This is a genomic window from Pseudomonas sp. TE3895 (assembly GCF_056278855.1).
Genome location: NZ_JBWBQE010000001.1, coordinates 5,206,999 through 5,232,005 on the forward strand (window position 1 = coordinate 5,206,999; position 25,007 = coordinate 5,232,005).

Consider the following 25,007-nt stretch of genomic DNA (forward strand, 5'->3'; position numbering starts at 1 on the left):
ACGATACCGCTTAATCAGAAATTTCCTACGCACCTATCGGAAGCGCAATGCTCCTTTGAGAAGTGATTCCTCGCTAGTGTCCAGCCTCGGGTCGAATGCAACGCTTGCATGCATTTGATGATCATCCCTGCTCGCTGGAGCTATACATGGACTCGTTGAAAGAAACCCTCGAACTGTGCAGGCGCATCACCTCCGGCTACCGCCCGGCCCTGCGCAACAGCCCCGTCGCCGACTGCACCCGCCGCTTCGAACTGCTGCCCCTGCGCTACGCCGCCGTCGGCGGCAACCCGGCACAACGTGCCCGCCTGCCCAAATTGCCGGGCTATCTCAGCCCGTTCCAGGAGGTCGGCGAGCTGACCCATTCCAGCTACGCCATCCGCCCTTTGCGCGAGGGCTTTCTCTACCTGCTGATCAAGCGCCATAGCGCACCGGCCTACGAATGGCACAGCCAGTACCGCGTGGCGCCCAATGGCTCGCTGCTGTACATCAGCAGCGACGCCCCCTGGGCGCCTGCCCCCAGCGCCGGCAATCTGGATGAGATCCTTCGCGGTTTCGGCTGGACCATCACCCTCTACGACCTGGATGACATCCAGGAGCTGCGCCCATTGTTCAGCCCTTCCCCGCTGACCCCGCGCATGCTCGACAACTACCGCCTGCTCGACGACGAATACCGCAGCAGCCTGCCCACGATCGATATCGCCCGCTTCATCCAGCCTTCCGACGCCCCGCCACAGCCCCACGTCCTCAAGCATGACCAACTGAACTGGGTGGCCGACTTCAAGGCCCAAAACGATGCAGACCTGCAGGCACTGCTGGACCTGCAGCCGTTCAACAACGACCAGATCGTCTCGCCGCACGCATCACGCCAAGCGCTGGCACCGCTGGTGAACCACAGCAAACCCCGTGGCGCCGCCATCGTCATCGAAGACGCCATCGGGATCACCCAGGAGCTCAACGCCTGGCGCAACGCCGCTGTCGAGGATGTGAAGACCCAGTGGCTGGCGCGCACTGTGGAACCCGGGGTGGACAACGAACGCAAGCTGCTGGTCGCGCAGTCGTTCCTGGAAATCGAAAAACTCTACCCGCAGATGGTGGCCGAGCAGATCGTCAAGCGCGAAGTCATGGCCGAAAAAGTCCGCAACCAGCCCCACCTGCATCCCGAGATCTACTTGTTCTCCGAACGGGCCAATCAACAGGCAGATGCCCATGATGAACGCATGAAGCCCCACCTGGCGCAGTTCGAGCGCGAGGTCCGCAGCAAAGTCCAGGCCCGCCAGGATGCCGGCGAGTTCCGCAAGCGGTTCGACCAGAAATACGGCCACCTGGTCGACCGCCAGGCCATGCACGATCAGCTCGACGGTTTCGAGCAGGCCATGCAATACGCCCAGCAAGCCGCCGAAGACCGCGCCAAGGACCATACCCGCTGGGTGGTCAGCGAACGCTTGTTGCAAGCGCTGGACCGCTACGACAACGCCGACCTCATCAACGGCCTGGCCTTTGCCGAACAGACCGGCCAGTGCGTGATCGGCATGGAGTTGAGTGAAGGGGGTACAAAGGTGCTGGACCACTGGTGGCGCAGCGACGTAGCAGACCGGGGCAACCTGGCAATACGCGGCATCACCTACAACCAGGAGGACCTGCGGGAAGAACTGGCGGCGCTGCTGGAAGCCGCCAAGGCCGAACCGTCGTCAGCGTCATACTTCGCCCTGCCGGAAGCACTTGCCCGGCAAGCCCATGCCGCTGCCAATGCCTTTGGGCGCATCAACACCCTGTACGAACAGATGCAGGCACAGAGCAGCACGGCCAGCATCGGCCTGTATGCCTGGTACGTCGCGCTGGGGCGGCAAGTGCTGCGCACCGCGACCCCCAACAGCATGGACCGCGCGTTGCACCAGGGTTTGCGGCTGACCTTGTTCGCTTCGGTGCATGAAGCGGCTGTCGATATTCGCCTGAGTGAAGCTGCACGTAGCGGGCAGCCCATCAACCCACAACGCAGTGCAGGCCAGGTATCAAGGTACCTCGACCAGGCCTGGGCTGAAGGGTTGATGCAGGCCCGTAACAGTGACTTCTACAAAGTGCGTGTCTCCGGGCTGGTGTGCCTGCTGGAGGGGATGCTGATGGCCTTCAAAGCGCGCGAACTGCCTGACAGTGATGCGCGGGTGAAGACCGAACTCCTGGCGGCCGCGATGACTACGGCTGCGGCGGGCTTTGAAATTGGAGCCAGCTATGTGGACCAGGTGGTCGCGCGGTACGGCGCGAACAGTGTGACCGGACGAGGAGCAGCGGCCGCTTTAGGGCGTTTGAAACTATGGGGCGCCAGTTTAGCTGGCACCGGGGGGTTGGTACTCGCGTGGTGGGATTATTCGGACAGTTCCAGACATCTCAACGAGTTGCTGGGCACCTCCAAGAACCATCCGGCATACAAGTCTGGTATTTTAGCTTTCACGTATGTAACGCGAGCCACGGCAACCATAGCGCTTTCGTTAGCCGAGCTAGGAAGCGCCATCGCCATTGCGAAGCCGTTATTCGATCATTTATCAAAGAATAGCAGATCAAAAATCATCCATAGCCTGAGCCGCTCAGCCAGTGTACTCGCAGGAAAACTTGGCACACAGGCAGCTCGACTATTATTAGCTCGATTAGTCTTGGGCGCCTTCTGGCTTGGTCTGGTCATGACAGTGATCATCCTCATCCTTGAAGACGACGCACTCGAAAAATGGTGCAAACGAAGCACTTATCGCATTAATAAAGACGCAGATGCCTACGATATAAACGACGAACTCCCCGCACTGCATTCTGCCTTTAGCGAGGTAATTTAATGTTTTTGATTGAGTGGGGCTTTTGGAAAATGGCCACTGAGTCAAGTGCTTCCTGCAAAGCAGACTATGCGCAGAGGAGCCTGCCAGATAAAAGATCTGACAGTAACGTGAGCGACGTGGATCTGGATATTAGCTTCAAGTCTGCAAGCGAGCACCCGCATACTCGGGGTCCCATTTACGCTTTCAACGAAACATATTTCGACATGCGCTGCGGCGGGTCGGAAGAAAAACGCGGCCTGATCACGCTTATGACGCTCGGAGGAGTAGCTCCGACTATTTATGCATGGGCACAACTGACACATGGTTTTTTAGTTTTCAACATCTCCGCCCTACCTGAGTTCAACATACCCATCATCCTGCTTAATACACTTGCACTCTTGATTGGCGCCGGCCTCACTTACCTCTATCTCAGGTATGGTTTCCACCTTACACGCCTCGAGCTATTTACAAGCAGACACCTACTGATTCGCTTCAACAGAAAAACTCAACAAGTCCACCTGCACCGCCCCACTTACTGCGGTGGAATAGTGACATTTCCATGGAGGGAAACTGGCAGCACATCTACTTATCAAGAGGACGATCCGCTCAGCCTCGGCACGCGACTAGGCCTGGTCTGGCACCCCAGCCGCACCGGCTTGCCCCACATGGAAATGGCCCTGCTGGGCAAACAAGGCCAAGGCGGCAGCGAACTGCGTGATGAGTGGGAATTCATCCGTCGTTACATGGAAGAAGGCCCACACGCCGTCCCCCGCCCCCGCCTGAGCACCCAGCTACCCTCACCCATCCAGGCATTCAGCGCCCAGTTCGAAGGCCTTGGGCGTTTCTTCCGCAAAAGCAGCTGGCTGTTCAAAGTTGCACTGCTGTTTGTCTGGCCCGCGTTCATCATCATCGGCACCGGCCACTGGCTCAGCCTGCTGCTGTGCTGGCGACCGCGCTGGCCGAAGGTCATCCGCGAGGCCGGCCTGCCCGGCAAGCCGGTCCCCCCCGTGACAACTCTGAGCGACTACCCACCCGCAATCCAGGCACGCCTGCTCGCCAACGCCGACCGCTGGCAGCTCAAGCCCGGCAAGCGGCCGGAGAAAAAGCCACGCAAACCGCGCACGCCCAGAAGGCCCAAGGAGATCAATTGATGCCATACATCATCCTTGCAGATGGAGCGTACCCATGGACTCTTTGAACCATCACTTCCTGCTACCGCCGAGGACCGCGCCAAGGACCATACCCGCTGGGTGGTCAGCGAACGCTTGTTGCAGGCGCTGGACCGCTACGACAACGCCGACCTCATCAACGGCCTGGCCTTTGCCGAACAGACCGGCCAGTGCGTGATCGGCATGGAGTTGAGTGAAGGGGGCACGAAGGTGCTGGACCACTGGTGGCGCAGCGACGTGGCAGACCGGGGCAACCTGGCAATACGCGGCATCACCTACAACCAGGAGGACCTGCGGGAAGCACTGGCGGCGCTGCTGGAAGCGGCTAAAAGCGAACCACAGTCAGCGTCATCCTTCGCCCTGCCGGAAGCACTTGCCAGGCAAGCCCATGCCGCTGCCAATGCCTTTGGGCGCATCAACACCCTGTACGAACAGATGCAGGCACAGAGCAGCACGGCCAGCATCGGCCTGTATGCCTGGTACGTCGCGCTGGGGCGGCAAGTGCTGCGCACCGCGACCCCCAACAGCATGGACCGCGCGCTGCACCAGGGTTTGCGGCTGACCTTGTTCGCTTCGGTGCATGAAGCGGCTGTCGATATTCGCCTGAGTGAAGCTGCACGTAGCGGGCAGCCCATCAACCCACAACGCAGTGCAGGCCAGGTATCAAGGTACCTCGACCAGGCCTGGGCTGAAGGGTTGATGCAGGCCCGTAACAGTGACTTATACAAAGTGCGTGTCTCCGGGCTGGTGTGCCTGCTGGAGGGGATGCTGATGGCCTTCAAAGCGCGCGAACTGCCTGACAGTGATGCGCGGGTGAAGACCGAACTCCTGGCGGCCGCGATGACTACGGCTGCGGCGGGCTTTGAAATTGGAGCCAGCTATGTGGACCAGGTGGTCGCGCGGTACGGCGCGAACAGTGTGACCGGACGAGGAGCAGCGGCCGCTTTAGGGCGTTTGAAACTATGGGGCGCCAGTTTAGCTGGCACCGGGGGTTCACTGCTGGCGTGGTGGGATTTCACTGATTCGGTTGAGCATTTCAAAAGCAGCCAGAGTGGCGCTACCAAGCAGGTTCAAAAAAACTCCAGACTCTTGGCGGCTACTTATTTTGTAAGAGGGGTCGCTACAGTGACTCTCTCACTTGCTGAGTTAGGAACGGCCGTTGCGACTGCAAAACCTTTTTTCGACTACCTTTCTCAAAATGCCAAGACCAAGCTCGTCAGGATGCTATCCACCTCCTTGGGAGCACTTGCAAAGAAGCTCGGCACGCAGGCTGCTCGGTTATTACTTGCGCGCCTCGTTCTTGGGGCGTTCTGGATTGGCCTGGTCTTCACATTGATTATTTACATACTTGAAGACGATGCTTTGGAAAAGTGGTGCAAACGCAGCAGCTTCCGCCTTGCAAAAAACTCAAAACCGTTTGAAGAACAAGAAGAGCTGAAGACCCTGCACTCCGCATTCAGCGAGGTATTGTGATGTATCTGATCGAATGGGGTTTTTGGCAAATGGCTACTGAATCCGAAGCCGCGCGAAAAGCATATGAAGCAGAACTGACACCGAACGAAAAGCGTCAAGATTTATATGAGGGTGACCTGACTGAAGAAATGCACTTCCAATCCGTTAGTAAGCAACCCTATGCAAGAGGACCTGTTTTCGCGTTCAGCGACACTATTTTAGAAATGCGCTGCGGAGGTTCAGAAGAGAAGCGTGGACTTATTACGCTCGCAACGCTCGGCGCTGTCGCCCCGGCCATTGCTGTGGGACTAATGATCACCACTGGATTTTTATGGATGGACATCACCGATCCGGATGGGCGTTCCGTAATCACTATTCTTTCAACACTTATAATGCTCTCAGTCAGCTCTACCTTAGTGTATCTTTATTCAAAGTATGGAATCCACTTAACCCGACTAGAAATGCTGACTAGCCGTCACTTGCTCATTCGCTTCAATCGAGTAACCCAACAAGTTCACCTACATCGACCGAAATACTGCGGTGGAATCGTAACTTTTCCATGGAATGCAACCGGAAGCACTGGCCTATATCCAGAAGATGACTCACTCAGCATGGGCATGCGACTCGGCCTGATCTGGCACCCCAGCCGCACCGGCCTGCCCCACATGGAGATGGCCCTGCTGGGCAAACAAGGCCAAGGCGGCAGCGAACTGCGTGATGAGTGGGAATTCATCCGTCGTTACATGGAAGAAGGCCCACACGCCGTCCCCCGCCCCCGCCTGAGCACCCAGCTACCCTCACCCATCCAGGCATTCAGCGCCCAGTTCGAAGGCCTTGGGCGTTTCTTCCGCAAAAGCAGCTGGCTGTTCAAAGTTGCGCTGCTGTTTGTCTGGCCCGCGTTCATCATCATCGGCACCGGCCACTGGCTCAGCCTGCTGCTGTGCTGGCGACCGCGCTGGCCGAAGGTCATCCGCGAGGCCGGCCTGCCCGGCAAGCCAGTCCCACCCGTGACAACCCTGAGCGACTACCCACCCGCAATCCAGGCACGCCTGCTCGCCAACGCCGACCGCTGGCAGCTCAAGCCCGGCAAGCGGCCGGCGAAAAAACCACGCAAGCGCTCTGCACCTCAACAGGCCAACAAAAGTGACTGATCAAACTGCACCCGGCGCGCGGGTACATTTGCGACACTTTCACTTCATCGGCAGCCAGTTGCAGCACGATGCAAAGCCATCATCCCATGACCGCTTCCCGTAGTCCGCCCATGTAGTGCTCCAGGCGACTACGCAGCCAACGCTCGGCCGGGTCGCTGTCGGTGGTGCTCAACCAGACCATGGCCAGCTCCAGTGCAGCAGTCTCGAACGGCAGCGTCTCGGCCTGCAGGTTGCCCCAGCGTTCCATACCCTGTGCGGCATAGTCCGGGCAACAGGCCAGCAGGTCGGTACCGGCCAGAATCGCCGGCAGCGAACTGAACTGCGGCACCGACAACACCACCTTGCGTTCACGGCCGATGTCTTTCAACCAGTCATCGACCACACCCTGGGTGTTGGCGGTTGGCGAAACCTGGACATGCGGGCGTTGGCAAAACTCATCCAGTGAAAGCGGCGTGCTGGACTTGTCGGCCCGCACTACCCTGGCTTGCAGGGTGCGTAGCACCTTGCGTTTGGCATTGGCGGGCAGGCCCTTGGTCTGGCTGATACCCACCGTCACATCGCCCGCCGCCAGCAGGTCCGGAATGCGCCAATAGTCCACATGCTGCACGACCACCACCACGTTCGGCGCCTCCACCCGCAGCGCCCGCAACAGCGGCGGCAGCAGGCCCGACTCGACATCATCGGACAAGCCGATGCGGAAGGTCATCTTGCTGGTCAGCGGGTCGAAATCATGGGTCATGCTGAGGGCGACAGACATCGCATCCAAGGCTGGCGTGAGGTACTTGATCACCTCTTCGGCCCTGGCCGAGGGCTCCATGCGGTTGCCCACTCGAACCAGCAACGGGTCGTTGAACATCGCACGCAACCTGGCCAGCGCGGCGCTGACCGTGGGCTGGGCGACGAACAGCTTCTCCGCGGCACGGGTGAGGTTGCGTTCCTGCATCAGCGCTTCGAACACCACCATCAGGTTGATATCGGCTTTGCGCAGTTCGTTGCGGTTCATGGGTGCTCCCGGGCCGTGCTTGTTGTTCGGGTTCAATTCCGGCATCGACATGCATCCTAGCCGAGTCGAAACTTGCACTGCACCCTATGCGATCGCCATTGCCCCCTACTGCGCGACCGGGGTAATCTTCCGCGCTCTTCCCTTCCGGCCTCCCCTGCCGTGCACCGCCCAGGCGTTGACTCGCGAAGCGGTCATTCATGATGCCGACACTTGCATGGCCGCCGCTCACTGGCGCGCCCATCCGCCATCAATACACTCAGGATGACACCATGATCATTCGCCAAGGCATCGCTGCAGACTACCCGCAGCTGCTCGACATCTGGCTGCGTGCTGTTCGCGCGACGCACCACTTCCTGCAACCCTCCGACATCGACGCACTGTTGCCACAGCTGCGCGACGTGTACTTCCCGGCCGTCGAGCTGTGGGTTGCGGTAGACACCGATGACCAGCCACTGGGCTTTATCGGCTTCAATGAAAACCATGTGGAAATGCTCTTCGTCGACCCAGCGCACCACCGCCAGGGCATTGGCCGTGCACTGCTGGATTTCGGCCGCCAGTCACGCAGTGCGATGAGTGTCGATGTCAACGAGCAGAACCCACAGGCAACAGCGTTCTACCAGCGCTATGGCTTCGTCCAGACCGGCCGTTCACCGCTGGATGGCGAAGGTCGCCCGTTCCCTTTGCTGCACATGAGCTTGCCCACCCGGGCGTGAGCAGGAGGCACTCACCGCGATGGCCCGTAAAGCGAAGCCCCTACCGCCGTCCGACTGGGTCATCCGTAGTGCCCAACCGGGCGGTATCGAGCGTATCGAAGCCTGGTTCGGTAGCCACGGCTACGACCCGCATCGCCACGATACCTATTCGATCGGCCGCACGCTGGCCGGCGTGCAAAGCTTCCACTACAAGGGTTCGCTGCGCCACGGCATACCGGGCAACACGCTGGTGTTGCACCCGGACGAACTGCATGACGGCATGGCCGGCACCGACGCAGGCTTTCGCTACCGCATGGCCTACGTCGACCCGGCACTGATCCAGAACGTGCTGGGTGGTCAGCCTTTGCCCTTCATCGCTGGCGGGCTGTCCAGCGACCCTCGCCTGTACCACGCCAGCGAAGCGTTCGTGCAGGCAGTGGACCACGCGCTGGAGCCATTGGAAGAACAGGACGCCCTGTATGACCTGGCGATCGCCTTGCGGGCCGTCGGCGGCAAGCCGCGCGGGCGCAAGCGCCTGGATTACCAGGCAGCCGAACGCGCCCGGGCCTTCATCATGGAACACCTGCATGTGGGCATAACACTGGACATGCTGGAACAGGCCAGCGGCCGCGAACGCTGGAGCCTGTCGCGTGACTTTCGCACACTGTACGGCACCAGCCCCTATCGCTTTGTCACCCTGCGCCGCCTCGACAGCTTTCGCCGAATGATCCTGGACGGCTTCACCTTGGTCGAGGCAGCCCTTGCCGCAGGCTTTCATGACCAGAGCCACATGACCCGGCACTTCACCCGTTGCTACGGCGTACCGCCCTTACGCTGGCTGGAGCGTTTGCGAGCGTCACGCTGAGAAACCGCAGTCGCCCGCGTATCCCGTGGGAGCAGGCGTGCAGGATCGTACAAGAACCGGACTCGCCCGGCGCGATAGGCTGACCACTCCACTTTCCGAGGAACTGTCATGCCTGAGTCCCGTCACCCACACCCCTCCCTGCCAGTGAACCTGGTCCACAAGGCAGCGCTTATCGAACAGCAATGGAGCCCCAGGGTCGTTGCCGAGATGAACGATTACCAGTTCAAGGTCGTGCGCATCGAAGGCGAATTCATCTGGCACGCGCACCCGGAGACCGACGAAGCATTCCTGGTGCTGGAAGGCACGCTGCGTATCGACCTGCCGGATGGCTGCGTGCATGTGAACCCTGGGGAACTCTATGTGGTGCCACGCGGCGTCGAGCACCGGACCGCCGCGCAAGGCGAAGCGAAACTGATGATGATCGAACCGCGGGGCATTCTGAATACCGGTCATGAAGGGGGGGATCGCACAGCAGAGAGCGATGTCTGGATTTAACAACACTCACAACTTTCAAGCTGTAGTCGCTGACTTCACAGCAATAATTAACCATAAAAAATCGCCTTACAGCCATTTGTAACCATGGCAACTCACTCGCAGCCCACACTTCGCAACCCGGGACAGGTTCGCCTCGATATAATTGGATCCAATAACGAGGGTGGCCTGCATGCAAGCACTGGAAAGGGACTACGGACACGGCGATGAAGTGGCCAGCCACTGCCACGCCGAAGACCAGCTGATTTACGCCGCCAGCGGCGTGATGCGGGTCAGCAGCGAGGGCGGCAGCTGGGTGATCCCCGGCGGGCATGCCTTGTGGATGCCCGCCGGGGTCAGCCATGCCATCCGCATGGAAGGCGTGGTCTGCATGCGCACTTTGCTGCTCGATGCCCACATCGAACGCTGCCAGGTCATCGTCGTGTCCGGCCTGCTGCGCGAACTGATCCTGGCGGCGTCACGGGTGCTGAACCTGCGCGACGGCGCGCATGCTCGGGCGCTGATCCTGTACGAACTCGCCGCCGCCCGGCGCATCGATGCCTTCGTCCCTACGCCGCAGCACGCACGCCTGCGTGCCTGGTGCGAGCGCTTCCTGCAGGACCCGGCCCAGGACCTGACCCTGGAGCAATGCGGCGCACAACTGAACATGAGTGCCCGCAGTGTGGCCAGGCTGTTCCAGCGCGAGGTGGGCATGTCGTATGGCCAATGGCGCGCCCGTGCCCGGGTGATGCTCAGCCAGCAGTGCCTGGCCGATGGCAAGCCGATCCTGAACGTTGCGCTGGAGCACGGCTACCAGAGCGCCAGCGCATTTACTGCCATGTTCAAGCGCATCCTCGGCCATGCACCGAGTGATTGGCAAAACGGTACCGCGCGCGAGCACTGAGCCTCAGGTTGTCCCGCTTGCGCGCAGGGTTGTCCCGCTTGCGACAGCGACGCCCATGCAACCCTCGTTAACCTCGTATCACGACCCTTGAGCGACAATCGTGATGCCCTTACTGCACTCATTTCCCGGCCCTGCCCGGCTTGCCACAGCCCTCGGCATGCTCGCTGCACTCGCGGCGTGCGGCCACCAACCAACACCTGCCGAACCCGCTGTAGCGCTGCAGGCAGACCCGCTGGCGAACATGCCGGCCAGCGTCAGCAAACAGCCCCTGCCCGAACGCTGGTGGGCACTGTATCAAGACCCCCAACTCAACCGCTGGGTACAGCAAGCCCTGGCGCACAACCAAGGCCTGGCACAGGCCGAGGCCAACGTGCAGGCCATGCTGGCCGGCATCGGCGAGTTCGACGCCAGGCGCTGGCCGTCTACCGACATGGGCGTTGCCGCTACCTATGGCAGGCGCGCCGATGACCAGACGCTGGCCGAGGCGACCGACAGCAACGCGCCGTCGCAATGGCAATTCAACCCGGGCATCGAGCTGGCCTATCAGGTGGATATCTGGGGCCAGGTCCGCGCCGCCATCCAACGTGCCCGGGTGCAAGCCGAAGCCAGCGCTGCGGCGCTAGACCTGGTACGCCTGCAGGTAGTCGCCCAGACCACCCGCGCCTACATCGACCAGTGCACCTACGCGGCGCGTCTGGAGGCAGCGAAGCAGGCCTTGCAAACCCTCGACCACAGCGTGCAACTCAGCCAGCGCCAGCACCAGGCCGGTGTGGCCACTGCCCTCGACAGCGAGCGCCTGTTGGGCTTGCGGGAACAGGTGCGTGCGCAACTGCCGATGCTCTCAGCCCGGCGGCAGATGGCGCTTTACGAACTGAGCATGCTCAGTGGCCAGGCCTCGGTGGCCGAAGCCACGACCTGCGTAGCCATCCCCACACTGTCGGCGCCGCTGCCGGCTGGCGATGGCTGGCATTTGCTCGAACGCCGGCCAGATGTGCGCCAGGCCGAACGGGAACTGCAGGCGGCCACCCTGGAGACCGACATCGTGCGGGCTGACCTTTACCCAAAGGTCAGCTTCGGCGCTTCGTTGACGTCTTCGGACCATCACCTTGCCAACCTCGGCGCCAGCCGCGCGGTGATGTTCGGCATTGGCCCGCTGATCCGCTGGGAGTTTCCCAACCTGAAGGCCAACCGCGCACGGGTGAGCAAAGCCGAGGCATTGCAGCGGGCGCAGGTCGCCCGTTACCACGGCGTGGCGCTGAGCGCGCTGAAAGACGTGCGCCAGGCACTGGCCCGCTACGACGGTGAGCGACAACGGTTGCAGGCGCTGGACGCAGCCCTGGCGCACAGCCAGCACAGCTTTGCCCTGGCCCAGGGTAACTACCGTGCCGGCACCGTGGACGGGCTGGCCCTGCTCGACAGCGAGCGCGAAATGATCAGCCTGCGGGCCAGCCACACAGAAGCCCGAGGGCGCCTGGCGCAAGCGCAGGTAAACCTGTTCCGCGCGCTGGGCGGGCGGTGGTAGCGAGAAGCAAGACCAGCAGCGAGCACCGCCCACTGTAGGAGCGGGTTTACCCGCGAAGAATACACCGCGGTGGATAGCACGGGCGTCGCCCGTGTTCGCGGGCAAGCCCGCTCCCCCACCAATCGCGCCAGCTTTTAGAAATTGAGCAAGACAGTTGCTCCCACAACGGACAGCCAGCAGGCCCAATTCGAGAATGGAAACCAACCATGAATGTTGCCGTAGACAAACCCTCACTCGCCGAAACTGAACAGCGGCCGAGCGCTAAAACCCGTCGCCGCCTGGCAGTCATCGCCAGCGGCAGCCTGGCCACAATCACCCTGCTGGCCTTCACCAGCTACTGGTTCAGCACCGGCCGCTATCTGGAAACCACCGACGATGCCTATGTCCGCGCCGACTGGGTGGCCCTGAGCCCACGCGTGCCGGGCTACGTAGCCGAGGTCGAGGTGGCTGACGACCAGCCAGTGAAAGCCGGTGATGTGCTGGTGCGCCTGCAAAACCGCGACTACCGCGCCCGCCTCGACCAGGCCCGGGCTGGCGTGACCGAGGCACAGGCGGCACTGGCCGCCGCCCAGGCCAGCCAACAGGTAGCGACCGAGCGCATCGACCTGCAACAGCAAGCCATCCTCCAGGCTGAGGCCGTCGTGCGCAGCGCCACCGCCGAACAGCGCCGCAGTGAACTGGATGTTCAACGCTACCGTGGCCTGGTGCGTGACGATGCAGCGACCGTGCAACGCCTGGAAACCGCCAGCGCCCATGCCAGCCAGGCACAAGCCGCGCTGCAAGGTGCCCAGGCCGCGCTGCGCCAGCAACGCGCTCAACTGGCCATGGCCAAGGCCCGGTCAGCCCAGGCCGAGGCCGAACTGCAACAACGGGCAGCGGCCCTGGCACGCGCCCTGGCCCACCAGCAGCTCGCCGAGCAGGACGAACAGGACACCGTGATCCGCGCGCCGATCACCGGCGTGGTCGGCCAGCGCCGCGTGCGCACCGGCCAGTACGTGGTGCCGGGCCAGCCGCTGCTGGCTGTGGTGCCCCTGCAACAAGCCTATGTGGTGGCCAACTACAAGGAAACCCAACTGGCCCGCATGCGCCCCGGGCAACCGGTAGAAATACATGTAGACAGCTTCGCCAGCCAGCCACTGCATGGCCATGTGGCCAGTTTCTCGCCAGCCTCGGGCAATGTCTTCGCCTTGCTGCCGTCGGACAATGCCACCGGCAATTTCACCAAGATCGTCCAGCGTTTCCCGGTGCGCATTTTGCTCGACAAACCGTTGGATGGCCCGCAGGTACTGCCCGGCATGTCGGTGGTCAGTACAGTCGACACACGCCCCGCAGAGGTTGCCGATGCGCACTGAGCAAACGGTCTCGCTGCGTGCCTGGGTAGCGGTGCTTGGCGGCCTGTTCGGCTGCTTCATGGCGGGCATGAACGTGCATGTCACCAGCGCCGCCCTGCCGGAAATCCGCGGCTCGCTGGGTGCCAGCTTCGAGGAAGGCTCATGGATTTCCACCGCCTACCTGGTGGCGGAAATCGTGATGATTCCACTGACGGCCTGGCTCGTGGAAGTGTTCTCGCTGCGACGGGTGATGTGGACCGGTTCGCTCATCTTTCTGATCGCCTCGGTGGCCTGTTCCTGGGCGCCCAACCTGGAGGCGATGATTGTAATCCGGGTGATCCAGGGGGCTGCGGGCGCGGTGCTGATTCCCCTGTCGTTCCAGTTGATCATCACCGAACTGCCGGCCAGCAAGATGGCCATGGGCATGGCGCTGTTCAGCCTGGCCAACAGCGTGGCGCAGGCCGCCGGGCCGTCGATTGGCGGCTGGCTGACCGATGCCTATTCGTGGCGCTGGATCTTCTATCTGCAACTTTTCCCCGGCATTGCGCTGCTGCTGGCCATCGCCTGGTCGATCGAAGCCAAGCCGATGAAGCTCGAACTGTTACGCAAAGGTGATTGGCTGGGTATCGCGGCCATGGTGATCGGCCTGGGCGGCTTGCAGATCGTGCTGGAAGAAGGCGGTCGGCTGGACTGGTTCGGCTCGCCGCTCATTGTCGGCATGAGCGTGGTCGCTGCCATTGCGTTGGTGGTGTTCGTGGTGACCCAGCTGTTCGGCCAGCGCGCGTTCATCAACCTGCGCTTGCTCGGGCACTACAACTTCGGCGTTGCCAGCGTGGCGATGTTCATCTTTGGCGCTGCCACGTTCGGCCTGGTGTTCCTGGTGCCCAACTACCTGTCGCAGTTGCAGGGGTTCAGCGCGCACGACGTGGGCGTGGCGCTGATCGCCTATGGCGTGGTGCAGTTGCTGCTGGCGCCGTTGATGCCCCGGCTGATGGGCTGGACCAGTGCCAAGTTCATGGTCGCCAGCGGCTTTTTGATCATGGCGCTGGGCTGCTGGCTGGGGGCTAGCCTGAGCGCCGACAGTGCCGACAACGTGATCATCCCGTCCACGGTGGTGCGCGGTATTGGCCAGCCTTTCATCATGGTTGCGTTATCGGTGCTGGCGGTGGCCGGGCTGGACAAGCGTGAAGCCGGCTCAGCCTCGGCGGTGTTCTCGATGTTGCGCAACCTGGGTGGCGCCATCGGTACGGCCGGGTTGACGCAACTGGTGGCGACCCGTGAACGCTTTCACAGTGAGCGCATTCACGAGCAGGTGACGCTGTTCGAGCCAAGCGTGCAGGCGCGTATCAACCAGACGGTGCAAAGCTGGCTGCCGCCTCAGCAGCAAATGCTGGAAGCGTTGGCGGCAACCATTCGACGAGAGGCTTACCTGATGGCCTACAGTGATGCGTTCTACCTGGCGTGCCTGGCATTGGTCGGGTGTGCCCTTGCAGCGTTGCTGCTGCGGGCCAGACAGCAGCATTGAAGGCAGTATCGACCTCTGTGGGCGACCGAAGCGTTCGGCATTCGGCCGCTGTTACACTGTCAACCGATGAAATTGGCGAACCCGAGCAAAGGTATGAACCCGACGCGCTACTCCACCGTGGCAAAGGACTTGATGCAAGCGATTGCCAGCGGCCGCTACCCAGTAGGCAGCCTGCTGCCGACCGAGTTCGAGCTGTGCGACCTTTACAATGTGAGCCGGCACACGGTGCGTGCCGCTATCGACCAGTTGCTCACCCAAGGGCTGGTGTCGCGGCGCAAGCGCGTGGGCACCCGGGTGGAGGCCAGCAGCCCGCGCGGCGGCTATTCGCAGTCGTTGGCCAGTGTGGCTGACCTGGCGCACCTGGCAGACACCCAGCAGCGGGAAATCCAGAACGTGCGCCACTTTGTCGCCGACCTGAGCGAGGCGGCGAGGCTGGGGCTGGTGCCGGGGGAGCATTACTTCTGCGTATCGAGCATCCGCGTCGACAGGCAGCACCCTGCCGCGCCGCTGGGCTGGACCGACGTATATGCGCAGCGCGACTACACCGCGGTCATCGAACTGGCACGCGAGCACCCCGACCAACTCATTGTCGGGTTGATCGAACAGCACTATGGCCGAGCGATCGCAGCGATCGACCAGCAGGTGCGCGCGGTGTTGCTGACAGCGGAAATGGCCAGGGCGCTGAAGGCAGAGGCGGGCTCACCGGGGCTGAAGATCATCCGCCAATACCGCGAGGAAAATGGTGATCTGATGGCGGTCTCAGAGACCGTGCACCCGGATGACCGCTTTACCTTGGTCACCCAGATGCGCCGCGACCGCTCCCCCGCCTGAACCCGCTCGTACAGGGATGGTGCAACTTTCAGCTGATGAACAGGCCGTTGCGCCTAAAGCGCCCCCAGTTGCCTTTCAGCTTCGACCAACTGCCTCGCCCGCGCCGTGCTCACCCGGTGGTCGCGTGCCAGCCAGGCGTAGATCGTCGGTAGCACAAACAAGGTGAACAAGGTCCCCACCAGCATCCCGCACACAATCACCACCCCCAACCCGAAACGGCTGTTGGCGCCGGCGCCGCTGGCGAACAGCAGTGGCAGCACGCCAAAAGTCATCGCCGCCGTGGTCATCAGCACTGGCCGCAAGCGTATTTGCGCCGCACGAACAATGGCGGCGGCACGATCGAGGTTGTCGCGCACCTGAATCTCGTTGGCGAACGCCACCATCAGGATGCCGTGCTTGCTGATCAGGCCGATCAGCGTCACCAGGCCAATCTGTGTGTAGATGTTCAGCGTGGCCCAGCCCAGCGCCAGCGGCAGCAGCGCACCGCAGATCGACAGCGGCACGGTCACCAGAATGATCAGGGGGTCGACCAGGCTTTCGTACTGCGCCGCCAGCACCAGATAGATCACCACCAGGGCGGCGAGAAATGCCCACATCAAGGCAAAGCCCTCCTGCACATACTGGCGCGATTCCGATTGCCAGTCGTGGCTGAAGCCCGGTGGCAGCTCGGCGGTGAGCTGTTCCAGAAATGCCACGGCGTTGCCCATCGATACACCCGGGGCCGGGATCGCCTGCAGGGTACTGGCGTTCTGCTGATCGAACTGCAACAGGCGGTTGGGTGCCACTTCGATATCCAGGCGCACCAACGTGGCTAGCGGCACCAGGCTGCCATCTTCGGCGCGCACATACTGCCGGCTCAACGCCGCAGGCGTCAGGCGTTGGTCCTGGATACTCTGCGGGATGACGTCATAAGAGCGCCCGAACAGGGCGAAGCGGTTGAGGTACTGCTCGCCCACCAGCACCCCCAGCGACTCACCAATGGCCTGCATGCTGATGCCCAGGCTCGCCGCCTTGGCCCGGTCCACGCGTACCTTGACCACCGGGTTGTTGTAGTCGAGGTCGCTGTCCACCACGGCGAACAGGCCGCTGTCGCGGGCGCGTTGCTTGAGCACTTCCATGGTCTGGAACAGCTCGGGGTAATCCCGGGCGCTGCGCAGCACCATCTGCACCGGCAGGCCACCGCTGGAGCCCGGCAGCGACGCGACCTGGAAGGCGAAGATGCTGCTGCCCTCGATATCCGCAACGGCCTGCTGCAACTGCGCCTGCACCTGTGCGGCGGAACGCTCGCGCGCCTGCCAGGCGCTGAGGTTGATGCCACCGAAACTGGCGGCCGGGCCGTCGGTGCCGTTGATGATCCAGGTGTCGGTGGTTTCGGCAATGGACTTCATCACCTGGTCGAGCTTCAGCGCAAAGCGTTCTGCGTATTCGAGGCTGGCATGCTGCGGCGACTTGATGGCGGTCAGCACCGCCGCCTGGTCCTCGGGTGGCGCCAGCTCGCGCTGGGGCAGCAGGTACAGCCAGGGCAGGCTCAGGCACACCAGCAACGCCACGCCGCCACTGATCCAGCGGTGTGCCAGTGTGTAGGCCAGCACCCGTCCATAGGCCCCGCTCAGCGTACCAAACAACCGATCGGCGAGAGTGGCCATGGCGCCATGCTGCTGACCGGGCTGCAGCAACAGCGAGCTCATCACCGGCGACAAGGTCAGCGCCACAATGCCGGACACGATCACCGCCCCCGCCAGGGTCAAGGCAAACTCACGGAACAGCGTGCCGGTCAGCCCGCCCATCAAGCCAATGGGCGCATACACCGCCGCCAGGGTCAGGGTCATGGCGATCACCGGCCCGGCGATTTCCCGCGCCCCGGCCAATGCTGCCGCGACCGGCGACTTGCCCTCCTCGATATGCCGATGCACGTTTTCCACCACCACAATGGCATCGTCCACCACCAGGCCGATGGCCAGCACCATCGCCAGCAAGGTCAGCAGGTTGAGGCTGAAACCGAACATCAACATCAGGCCCGCGGCCCCCAGCATCGACAGCGGAATGGCCACCACCGCGATCAGCACGCTGCGCAGCGAACCCAGGCACAGCCAGATCACCAACACCACGATCAGCATCGCCTCCACCAAGGTGCGCAGCACTTCATGGATCGACGCATCGATGAAGCGTGCGGTTTCATAGGCCAGCGCCACGTTCACGCCAGGCGGCAAGGTCTGCTGGATCTGTGGCAGCAGTTGGCGAATTCCCTCGACGATCACCAGAGGGTTGCCGCTGGGCGTGGGGAACAGCCCCAGGTGCACGGCAGGTTTGCCGTCCATGGTGGCGCTGGTCTGCGTGACCGCCGCACTCAGCTCGACGGTGCCGATATCGCGCAGGCGCACCAGGTCGGTGCCATCGTTGCGGATGATCAGCTCACGGAAGTCTTCGACCCGGGTCAGGTCGGTGTCCACCTGGATATCGGCCAGCACGTACTGCCCGCGCACCTGGCCCGGCGTTGCCTGGTAGTTGTTGGCACGTACCGCCTGCGCCACGTCCGCCGCCGTCACCCCGCGCCCGGCCATCTGCTCACTGTCCAGCCACAGGCGCATGGCCAGGCGCTGCCCGCCGAACGACTGCACCTTGGCCACGCCGTCGATACCGGAGAACTGCGGTTCCACCACCCGTGACAGGTAATCGCTCAGTTCCGGTATCGACAGGCTGTCGCTGGCAAACCCCACATAGGCCACGGCAGTGGAGTCACCTGCTGACAGTTCCACCACTGGGTCGTAGGCTTTTTCCGGCAGGCGATAGCGCACTTGGTTGACCTTGGCCATGGTTTCGGCCAGCGCCTGGGTCGAATCGCGGTTGAGCACCATGCGCAAGGTGATCAGGCTGCGCCCCTGCTGCGACGACGAGGACAGGTAGTCGATGCCTTCGACCGACGACACTGCCTGGGTGATCGGCTGCGTCACGAAACCCTGCATCAACTCGGCGGAGGCACCGGGGTACTCGGTGCTGATGGTAATGGTCGAGCTTTCCAGCAACGGATACTGGCGGATCGGCAACTTGCCCATGGCAAACAGCCCCATCAGGATGATCAGGCTGCTGACCACCAGCGCCAGCACCGGGCGGCGCACGAAGACGTCGGTAAACCTCACGACTGCCGCCCTCCCTGGCTGGCCTGCAGGCTGTCCTGCGCCACTGGCTCGACCGGCATGCCATCACTCAGTTTCAGCTGGCCGGAAACCACCACACGGTCACCGGGCGTCAGGCCGGAGGTGATTTCCACCCGCCCCTGCCAGCGCTCACCGGTGGTTACCTGCACCCGGCTCACCCGGGTGCCATGCTGCGGGTCCTGGGTCGCGACAAACACCGTCTGCCCATAGGCGGTGTAGGTGATCGCGGTTTCCGGCACGGCCAGCACGGTCGACGGCTGCGCAGCATCCAGCCGCACGCCGGCATACATACCCGGCTGCAACTGTCCTTGCGGGTTCGACAAGGCCGCCTGTACCTGCACAAGGCGTGCTGTGCTGACCACCGGGTCGACCGCCACCACCCGCGCCTGGAAGTCTTGCCCACGCACCGCATCCACCGTCAGTGCCAGCACTTGCCCGGCGTGCACTTCGGGGGCGGCCTGCTCGCCCAAGGCGAAGTTCACATGCAACTGGCTGATGTCGGCCAGGCTGACGATGGTCTCGCCAGCGCCCAGGTACTGGCCCTGATGCACACGGCGGATGCCGAGCTTGCCGGCAAACGGTGCACGAATGGCCTTCTGCGCGATCAGCGCCTCGACATGCTGCAGCTCACCACGGGCCACGTCCACGGCCGTGGCGGCGTTGTCCAGCAGCTCTTGCGACACGGCATTCATCGCGCGCAGTTTGCGGCTGCGCTGCAGCACCACGTCAGCGTTACGCAACCTGGCCTGCAACTGCACGCGCAGGGCCTGCTCGGGCGCGTCGTTGAGCTGCACCAGCAACTGCCCGGCCGCGACTGTCTGCCCCGACTCGAAGGCGATGCGGGTAATACGCCCTGGCATCTCGGCCGCCACCTGCACCTGGTTGAACGCCTCCAACTCCCCCGAAGCAAAGCGCTGCCGCGCCAGTTGCACCTGCTCGGCCGTGGCCAGCGCCACCTTGGTCGCCGGCCACACCGCCGCAGCGGGTGGCGCCGAGCCGCTTCCCACCAGCGCATAGGCAGCGGCCAGCGCACCGGCAACAGCGCCGGCCCAGGCCAGTAACGTACGTTTGTTCATGCACAGCTCCGATCACAGGGAAAGCGGTTGCAGGGAAGATCGGGCAGGACTATAAAAGCTCAACTTTACTTGAGGTCAACAGGCATGGCAGCGGACAACACACGGATGCTCACAGTGGGTGAAGTGGCCAAGCGCAGCGGTGTGGCGGTATCTGCGCTGCACTTCTACGAAACCAAGGGGCTGATCGCCAGCGTCCGCACGGCAGGCAACCAGCGCCGCTATCCCTCGCTGGTGCTGCGTACCCTGGCGATCATCAAGGTAGCCCAGCGCACGGGAATTCCGCTGGAGGAAATCAAACAGGCCTTCAGCCGTTATGCCCCCAACAGCAAGCTCACGGCAGCACAATGGAGCGAGATGTCCACGGCCTGGCGCGAAGACCTGAATGCCCGCATTCGCACACTGGAAGCACTGCGCGACAGCCTCGACAACTGCATTGGCTGCGGTTGCCTGTCGCTGGAAGACTGCCCGCTGCGCAACCCCGAGGATGTGCTGGGCAAGGAAGGGACCGGGGCGCGAATCCTCGAAAAGAAGGCGCGCTAACCTCGCGCGCTCATGCCAGGTGCGCCGCTTTGCCGGCGCGCATGACCTGCAGGTGACAAACAGTCGCTTTGAACCATTGCGGCGATTCACCGCCCTAACCCTGTGCTGTTAACCCAAAGCCGCTCACAGGAAGGAACTAAGCCATCATGAAACGCGAACAGATCGAAGGTGTAGCAGAGGACCTGGCTGGCAAGGCGCAAAGCGCCGTAGGTCGCCTGATCGAAGACCCGGCACTGGAAGCCGAAGGCGATGCGCGTCAGGCCGCAGGCCAGTTGACCAAGACCTACGGCGATACCCTGGACACGGTGTCCTCGTTCGTCAAGGAAAAGCCCTTCGCCGCACTGGCCATCACCGCCGCCGTCACACTGGTGGTCTCTCGCCTGCTGCGCCGCTGAACCACGGCGCCTCAGGCGGTTCAGGGCCGGATATCTTGTCCGGCCTGCGCCATCACCAGATGGCGATATCGTAGGTCAGGTAAAGGCGATTGCTGTCTCGGCCGCGGGCGAAATCTGATCGATACACATAGTTTCGCAGCTTTACGCCCAGCCCTTTCAGCGGCCCACCCTGCACCACGTAGGCAATCTCGGCGTCACGCTCCCATTCTTTGATGCCCTCGCCACCTGAGCGGCCATTGTCGCCACTCAGGTAGCGCGTCATGAAGGTCAGCCCCGGCACCCCGGCGGCAGCGAAGTTGTAGGCGTAGCTGGCCATCCAGGTCTTCTCTTCCTCTTCGATGAACTTGCCGATGCCGACGTTGCTGAACGAATAGACCGTTGCCCCACTGATATACGGCAGCCCCGCTTCACCATCGAGCACCTGGTAACCTGCGCCGACGGTATGCCCGGAGTGGGCGTACGACAGTTGGCCGCTGAACATGTCGTTGTCGATGCCACCGCCATACGCCGTACCGCTGTCGCGGCTTTTGAAGTAACGCAGGTCGGTGGTCAGCACGCCGCCGCCCAGCGGCAGGTCGTGCACCAGCCCGGCGAAGTCCTGGCGGTAGAAATGCTCGAGCTCGCCATGGAAATAACTCAGGCGCAGTTGCTTGCTGACGGCATAGTCAGCACCGGCGAAGCTGAAGTCGCCAGACGCTGGGCCGCCATACCCGTCCAGGTACAACCCGGTACTATTGGATGAGTCGCGCTGTTTGAAGCGGTCCAGGTGGCCAGCGGTAAGGGTGAGGTTATCGATGTCGGTGCTGGTCAGCTGGGTTCCCTGGTAAGTCTGCGGCAGCAGGCGTGCATCGTTGTACACCAGTACCGGCGTCTTGGGCAGCAAGGTGCCATGCTTGACCACGGTGCTGCCCAGGCGGGCTTTGGCCGTGATACCGGCGCTGGCGAATTCGTCGGCCGCGTGGCCATCGTCATGCACTGGCAGCAACCCGGTGCCGCTGCGCCCACGGCCGGAGTCGAGCTTGAAGCCGACCAGGCCCAAGGCGTCGAGACCCAGGCCGAGGGTGCCTTGGGTGAAGCCGGACTGGTAATCGAGCAGAAAGCCTTGAGCCCATTCCACCCGTTCGCTTTTGGCAGTGGCGGCGGCGCGGGCGCTCATACCCTGCTCGTCACGGAAATTCTCGTTGAAATACACGTTGCGCAGCTGCAGCTTGAGCTTGCTGTCTTCGATGAAACCGGCGGCACCGGCCACAGGCAGCCAGCCGCACAGCAGGCCACAAGTGGCCCCACGGAAAAGAAATCGGGACATGATGGTTACTCTGTTGTTGTTCTTGGGTGAGTCAGCGGGGCGCCGAGCGGCGCCCTGGGTGCTTCAAACCATGAAGGACAAGGCGCCCGTCAGCAGTGCCAGCGCAGTGATCACCAGAGAGGTGAGCACGGCCCACTTGAAGGTGGCTTTCTGGAAATCACCGATATCCCTGTCGACCATACCCACCAGCAGCAGGGTCGAGGCCACCAGCGGGCTCATGAGGTGAACCGGCTGGCCAAGCACCGAAGCGCGGGCAATTTCCACCGGATCGATGCCGTACGCGGCAGCGGCGTTAGCCAGGATCGGCACAACGCCGAAGTAGTACGCGTCGTTGGACAGCACGAAGGTCAGCGGCATGCTGGTCAGCGCCACCACCAGCGGGAACCAGTGGCTCCACGCTTCCGGAATCCAGTCCACCAGCGTCTGGGCCAATGCATCGACCATCTTGGTACCCGAGAAAATACCGGCAAAGATGCCCGCGGCGAACACCAGCAACACCACGGTCATTGCGTTGCCCGAATGGGCGAGGATGCGCTCTTTCTGCAGGTCCAGCTGCGGGTAGTTGATCATCAGTGCGGCGACGAAACCGATCATGAACAGGATGGCCGCATGCATCAGCCCCAGCACCAGCGCGGTCATCACGGCGATCACCAGCACCAGGTTCACATAGGCAAGGCGCGGGCGCTTGTGCGGGTTGTCGCCGAGGATTTCCTTGATGTAGCAGTTGCCGCCACCGGACTCCAGGGCAATATTGCCGATACGCCGGCGCTCGGCACGGCCCAGCAGGTAGGCGGTGAACACGACCCATGCCGCCCCACCGATGACGGTGGGCAACATCGGAATGAAGTACTCGGTCGCATCCAGCCCGAGCGCGGCAATGGCACGGGTGGCGGGACCACCCCACGGGCTCATGCCGCTCATGATGCTCAATGACAGCATCGACACGGTCGCCAGGATCATCGGGTTCATGCCGATGCGCTTGTACAGCGGCAGCATGGCGGCGCAGGTAATCATGTAGGTCGTGGTGCCGTCACCGTCCAGCGCCACCAGCAGCGACAGCAAGGCCGTGCCGATGGCGATCTTGATCGGGTCACCATTCACCCGCTTGAGGATCTTGCGGATCAGCGGGTCGAACAGGCCGGCGTCGATCATCAGGCCGAAGAACAGGATGGCGAACAGCAGCAGCGCGGCAGACGGTGCGACCATTTTCAGCCCATCGAGCATCATCTTGCCCAGGTCTGGCGCGAAACCGCCAACAAGGGCGAAAACAATCGGCACGATGGTCAGCGCGACGATCGGGGACAGGCGTTTACTCATGATCAGGTAGGTGAAGGTCACCACCATGATCAGGCCCAGAAGTGCGAGCATGGTTTGTTCTCTTGTTTTTATTGTCTATGTGGCCACCTGCAGCGCAGACGGCCCCCTGACCCCCACCCGGCAACGCCTGGTGGGGGCCTGTGAAAAGCTTGAGGGTGTCGGGGCTCAGCCGTGGCGGTGTGGTTCGGCGACCCAGTCGGCTGTTTCAGCAACGGGGCTGACCACCGGCTCGCCGTTCAGGCGGCTGTGCAGCGTCTGGCGGTCACAGGCGTTTTCCGACAACGAAACCACCACCGTCGCCACTGCGTTGCTGGCAAGACTCGTCAGCGCACGGGCTTCCGACATGAAGCGGTCGACCCCGATCAACAGGGCCAGGCCGGCCAGGGGTATGTCGTGGATCACGGTAAGGGTCGAGGCCAAGGCCACGAAACCGCTGCCGGTGACACCTGCCGCGCCCTTGGAGGACAGCAGCATGATCGCCAGCATGGTGACTACCTGGCCCAGGCTCAGGTCGATGTTGCAGGCCTGCGCGATGAACACTGCTGCCAACGACAGATAGATGGCAGTACCGTCCAGGTTGAACGAGTAGCCAGTGGGCAGCACCAGGCCAACCACGCCTTTCTTGCACCCAAGCTTCTCGAGTTTCTCGAGCATTCGCGGCAGCACCGGCTCGGTTGAGGAAGTACCCAGCACCACGAGGAACTCTTCGCGGAAATAGCGCAGCAACTTCCACAGGCTGAAGCCATGGGCGCGGCAGATGCCACCGAGCACCACCAGCACGAAGAACGCGCAGGCGATGTACAACGTCCCCACCAGCTTGGCCAGCGCGCCAAGGGACGTAATGCCGTACTGGCCCACGGTGAATGCCAGTGCGCCGAAAGCGCCGATCGGGGCAAAGCGCATCAGGTAGCCGAAGATGCGGAACACCATGGTCGAGGCCGACTCCAGCACGTCCAGTACCGGCTTGCCCTTTTCGCCCATCGACGAGAGGGCGAAACCGCTGAGTACGGCGATGAACAGGACCGGCAAGACCTCACCCTTGTTGAAGGCACCGATGAAGGTGTCCGGGATGATGTGCATGAAGAAGTCCACCACGCTCAGCTTGGCGGCCGACGCGGTGTACTGGCTCAGGCCCGCTGTGCTCAAGGTGGCAGGATCGATGTTCATGCCGGCACCTGGCTTGAACAGATAGACCGCCGCCAGTCCGATCACCAGGCTGACCACCGTCAGCCCCAGGAACAGCAGCAGGGTCTTGCTCATCAAGCGCCCCAGGGAACGCTTGTCGGTCATGCCGGCGATGCCGGTGACGATGGTGCAGAACACCACCGGCGCGATCATCATCTTGATCAGCTTGATGAACGCATCACCCAGCGGCTTGAGGGCCACGGCCTGTTGCGCCCAGAAGTGTCCGACCACCACGCCCAGCAGGACGGCGCAGAGAATCTGGAAATACAGCGATTTGGCGAGTCTCATGGCATCACCCATTGTTGAAATTGTGCGGATG

19 protein-coding genes and 1 pseudogene are annotated in these 25,007 nt (G+C 62.5%); 14 read left to right on the top strand and 6 right to left on the bottom strand.

The window, feature by feature from the left end; translation table 11 throughout:
• The first annotated feature begins 146 nt into the window (after window positions 1-146).
• The 4 genes and pseudogenes from ACZ889_RS23600 to ACZ889_RS23615 all read left to right on the top strand — a co-directional run bounded on the left by ACZ889_RS23600 (window position 147) and on the right by ACZ889_RS23615 (window position 6,570).
• Window positions 147-2,819, top strand: a complete 2,673-nt coding sequence (locus ACZ889_RS23600; RefSeq protein ID WP_476257857.1) for a T6SS effector BTH_I2691 family protein — start codon at window positions 147-149, stop codon at window positions 2,817-2,819.
• A complete protein-coding gene (locus tag ACZ889_RS23605; protein ID WP_180689504.1) occupies window positions 2,819-3,949 on the top strand; it encodes a DUF6708 domain-containing protein in 1,131 nt (376 codons plus the stop codon). Before ACZ889_RS23600 ends, ACZ889_RS23605 begins: the two co-directional genes overlap by 1 nt.
• Before the next feature lie 66 nt (window positions 3,950-4,015).
• A pseudogene (locus ACZ889_RS23610) lies at window positions 4,016-5,440 on the top strand (T6SS effector BTH_I2691 family protein); the annotation flags it as partial.
• On the top strand, window positions 5,440-6,570 hold the full coding sequence (locus tag ACZ889_RS23615) for a DUF6708 domain-containing protein (protein WP_180689502.1): 1,131 nt from the start codon (window positions 5,440-5,442) through the stop codon (window positions 6,568-6,570). The pseudogene ACZ889_RS23610 and the gene ACZ889_RS23615, both read left to right, overlap by 1 nt.
• Window positions 6,571-6,649: 79 nt before the next feature.
• Here the strand turns inward: ACZ889_RS23615 and ACZ889_RS23620 are convergent, their stop codons facing one another.
• Complete coding sequence (locus ACZ889_RS23620; RefSeq protein WP_064490993.1) at window positions 6,650-7,573, bottom strand: LysR family transcriptional regulator; 924 nt, start codon at window positions 7,571-7,573, stop codon at window positions 6,650-6,652.
• Between the two features lie 269 nt (window positions 7,574-7,842).
• On the opposite strand from ACZ889_RS23620, the gene ACZ889_RS23625 reads away from it, so the two are divergent.
• The 8 genes from ACZ889_RS23625 (at window position 7,843) to ACZ889_RS23660 (ending at window position 15,714) form a co-directional block, all read left to right on the top strand.
• Window positions 7,843-8,286 carry an acetyltransferase gene (locus ACZ889_RS23625; protein WP_003247287.1) on the top strand — a complete coding sequence of 148 codons (444 nt, stop codon included), beginning with the start codon at window positions 7,843-7,845 and terminating at the stop codon, window positions 8,284-8,286.
• Between the two features lie 19 nt (window positions 8,287-8,305).
• Window positions 8,306-9,130, top strand: a complete 825-nt coding sequence (locus ACZ889_RS23630) for an AraC family transcriptional regulator (RefSeq protein ID WP_004577449.1) — start codon at window positions 8,306-8,308, stop codon at window positions 9,128-9,130.
• A 108-nt stretch (window positions 9,131-9,238) separates the two neighbouring features.
• Window positions 9,239-9,625: a cupin domain-containing protein gene (locus ACZ889_RS23635; RefSeq protein ID WP_047604560.1), complete on the top strand. Its 387-nt coding sequence runs from the start codon at window positions 9,239-9,241 to the stop codon at window positions 9,623-9,625.
• Between the two features lie 169 nt (window positions 9,626-9,794).
• Window positions 9,795-10,505 carry an AraC family transcriptional regulator gene (locus ACZ889_RS23640; protein WP_047604559.1) on the top strand — a complete coding sequence of 237 codons (711 nt, stop codon included), beginning with the start codon at window positions 9,795-9,797 and terminating at the stop codon, window positions 10,503-10,505.
• 103 nt (window positions 10,506-10,608) lie between these two features.
• Window positions 10,609-12,027, top strand: a complete 1,419-nt coding sequence (locus tag ACZ889_RS23645) for an efflux transporter outer membrane subunit (RefSeq protein WP_180689501.1) — start codon at window positions 10,609-10,611, stop codon at window positions 12,025-12,027.
• Window positions 12,028-12,233: 206 nt separating this feature from the next.
• Window positions 12,234-13,379, top strand: coding sequence for an HlyD family secretion protein (locus ACZ889_RS23650; protein WP_476257858.1), 1,146 nt, complete (start codon window positions 12,234-12,236; stop codon window positions 13,377-13,379).
• Entirely contained in the window at window positions 13,369-14,883 is a 1,515-nt protein-coding gene (locus tag ACZ889_RS23655; protein WP_014753980.1) for a DHA2 family efflux MFS transporter permease subunit, read from the top strand. Before ACZ889_RS23650 ends, ACZ889_RS23655 begins: the two co-directional genes overlap by 11 nt.
• Window positions 14,884-14,976: 93 nt before the next feature.
• Window positions 14,977-15,714 (top strand): GntR family transcriptional regulator, encoded by a 738-nt coding sequence (locus ACZ889_RS23660; RefSeq protein WP_180689499.1) that lies wholly within the window; start codon window positions 14,977-14,979, stop codon window positions 15,712-15,714.
• A gap of 53 nt (window positions 15,715-15,767) precedes the next feature.
• Here the strand turns inward: ACZ889_RS23660 and ACZ889_RS23665 are convergent, their stop codons facing one another.
• On the bottom strand, window positions 15,768-18,851 hold the full coding sequence (locus tag ACZ889_RS23665) for a MexW/MexI family multidrug efflux RND transporter permease subunit (RefSeq protein WP_047604555.1): 3,084 nt from the start codon (window positions 18,849-18,851) through the stop codon (window positions 15,768-15,770).
• Complete coding sequence (locus ACZ889_RS23670; RefSeq protein WP_047604554.1) at window positions 18,848-19,945, bottom strand: efflux RND transporter periplasmic adaptor subunit; 1,098 nt, start codon at window positions 19,943-19,945, stop codon at window positions 18,848-18,850. Before ACZ889_RS23670 ends, ACZ889_RS23665 begins: the two co-directional genes overlap by 4 nt.
• A gap of 84 nt (window positions 19,946-20,029) precedes the next feature.
• Here ACZ889_RS23670 and soxR point away from each other — a divergent pair, with 84 nt between their 5' ends.
• Window positions 20,030-20,485: a redox-sensitive transcriptional activator SoxR gene (gene soxR / locus ACZ889_RS23675; protein ID WP_003247276.1), complete on the top strand. Its 456-nt coding sequence runs from the start codon at window positions 20,030-20,032 to the stop codon at window positions 20,483-20,485.
• A 146-nt stretch (window positions 20,486-20,631) separates the two neighbouring features.
• On the top strand, window positions 20,632-20,880 hold the full coding sequence (locus ACZ889_RS23680) for a CsbD family protein (protein WP_047604553.1): 249 nt from the start codon (window positions 20,632-20,634) through the stop codon (window positions 20,878-20,880).
• Window positions 20,881-20,932: 52 nt separating this feature from the next.
• On the opposite strand, the gene ACZ889_RS23685 is transcribed toward ACZ889_RS23680, so the two are convergent.
• The 3 genes from ACZ889_RS23685 to ACZ889_RS23695 form a co-directional block, all read right to left on the bottom strand.
• The gene (locus tag ACZ889_RS23685; RefSeq protein WP_476257859.1) at window positions 20,933-22,186 is read right to left on the bottom strand and encodes an OprD family porin; all 1,254 of its coding nucleotides are present in this window, start codon (window positions 22,184-22,186) and stop codon (window positions 20,933-20,935) included.
• A gap of 63 nt (window positions 22,187-22,249) precedes the next feature.
• Window positions 22,250-23,554 (bottom strand): CitMHS family transporter, encoded by a 1,305-nt coding sequence (locus ACZ889_RS23690; protein WP_104887274.1) that lies wholly within the window; start codon window positions 23,552-23,554, stop codon window positions 22,250-22,252.
• Between the two features lie 114 nt (window positions 23,555-23,668).
• Window positions 23,669-24,976 carry a dicarboxylate/amino acid:cation symporter gene (locus ACZ889_RS23695; protein WP_104962901.1) on the bottom strand — a complete coding sequence of 436 codons (1,308 nt, stop codon included), beginning with the start codon at window positions 24,974-24,976 and terminating at the stop codon, window positions 23,669-23,671.
• Window positions 24,977-25,007 lie beyond the last annotated feature (31 nt).

Excerpts from the sequence above, each read along its gene's own strand:
- ACZ889_RS23635 (WP_047604560.1), top strand. The coding sequence starts at position 9,239 with ATGCCTGAGTCCCGTCACCCACACCCCTCCCTGCCAGTGAACCTGGTC.
- ACZ889_RS23640 (WP_047604559.1), top strand. The coding sequence starts at position 9,795 with ATGCAAGCACTGGAAAGGGACTACGGACACGGCGATGAAGTGGCCAGC.
- ACZ889_RS23620 (WP_064490993.1), bottom strand. The coding sequence starts at position 7,573 with ATGAACCGCAACGAACTGCGCAAAGCCGATATCAACCTGATGGTGGTG.
- ACZ889_RS23605 (WP_180689504.1), top strand. The coding sequence starts at position 2,819 with ATGTTTTTGATTGAGTGGGGCTTTTGGAAAATGGCCACTGAGTCAAGT.
- ACZ889_RS23615 (WP_180689502.1), top strand. The coding sequence starts at position 5,440 with ATGTATCTGATCGAATGGGGTTTTTGGCAAATGGCTACTGAATCCGAA.
- ACZ889_RS23600 (WP_476257857.1), top strand. The coding sequence starts at position 147 with ATGGACTCGTTGAAAGAAACCCTCGAACTGTGCAGGCGCATCACCTCC.
- ACZ889_RS23680 (WP_047604553.1), top strand. The coding sequence starts at position 20,632 with ATGAAACGCGAACAGATCGAAGGTGTAGCAGAGGACCTGGCTGGCAAG.
- ACZ889_RS23685 (WP_476257859.1), bottom strand. The coding sequence starts at position 22,186 with ATGTCCCGATTTCTTTTCCGTGGGGCCACTTGTGGCCTGCTGTGCGGC.
- ACZ889_RS23670 (WP_047604554.1), bottom strand. The coding sequence starts at position 19,945 with ATGAACAAACGTACGTTACTGGCCTGGGCCGGCGCTGTTGCCGGTGCG.
- ACZ889_RS23690 (WP_104887274.1), bottom strand. The coding sequence starts at position 23,554 with ATGCTCGCACTTCTGGGCCTGATCATGGTGGTGACCTTCACCTACCTG.
- ACZ889_RS23630 (WP_004577449.1), top strand. The coding sequence starts at position 8,306 with ATGGCCCGTAAAGCGAAGCCCCTACCGCCGTCCGACTGGGTCATCCGT.
- ACZ889_RS23645 (WP_180689501.1), top strand. The coding sequence starts at position 10,609 with ATGCCCTTACTGCACTCATTTCCCGGCCCTGCCCGGCTTGCCACAGCC.
- soxR (WP_003247276.1), top strand. The coding sequence starts at position 20,030 with ATGGCAGCGGACAACACACGGATGCTCACAGTGGGTGAAGTGGCCAAG.
- ACZ889_RS23625 (WP_003247287.1), top strand. The coding sequence starts at position 7,843 with ATGATCATTCGCCAAGGCATCGCTGCAGACTACCCGCAGCTGCTCGAC.
- ACZ889_RS23655 (WP_014753980.1), top strand. The coding sequence starts at position 13,369 with ATGCGCACTGAGCAAACGGTCTCGCTGCGTGCCTGGGTAGCGGTGCTT.
- ACZ889_RS23695 (WP_104962901.1), bottom strand. The coding sequence starts at position 24,976 with ATGAGACTCGCCAAATCGCTGTATTTCCAGATTCTCTGCGCCGTCCTG.
- ACZ889_RS23660 (WP_180689499.1), top strand. The coding sequence starts at position 14,977 with ATGAACCCGACGCGCTACTCCACCGTGGCAAAGGACTTGATGCAAGCG.
- ACZ889_RS23650 (WP_476257858.1), top strand. The coding sequence starts at position 12,234 with ATGAATGTTGCCGTAGACAAACCCTCACTCGCCGAAACTGAACAGCGG.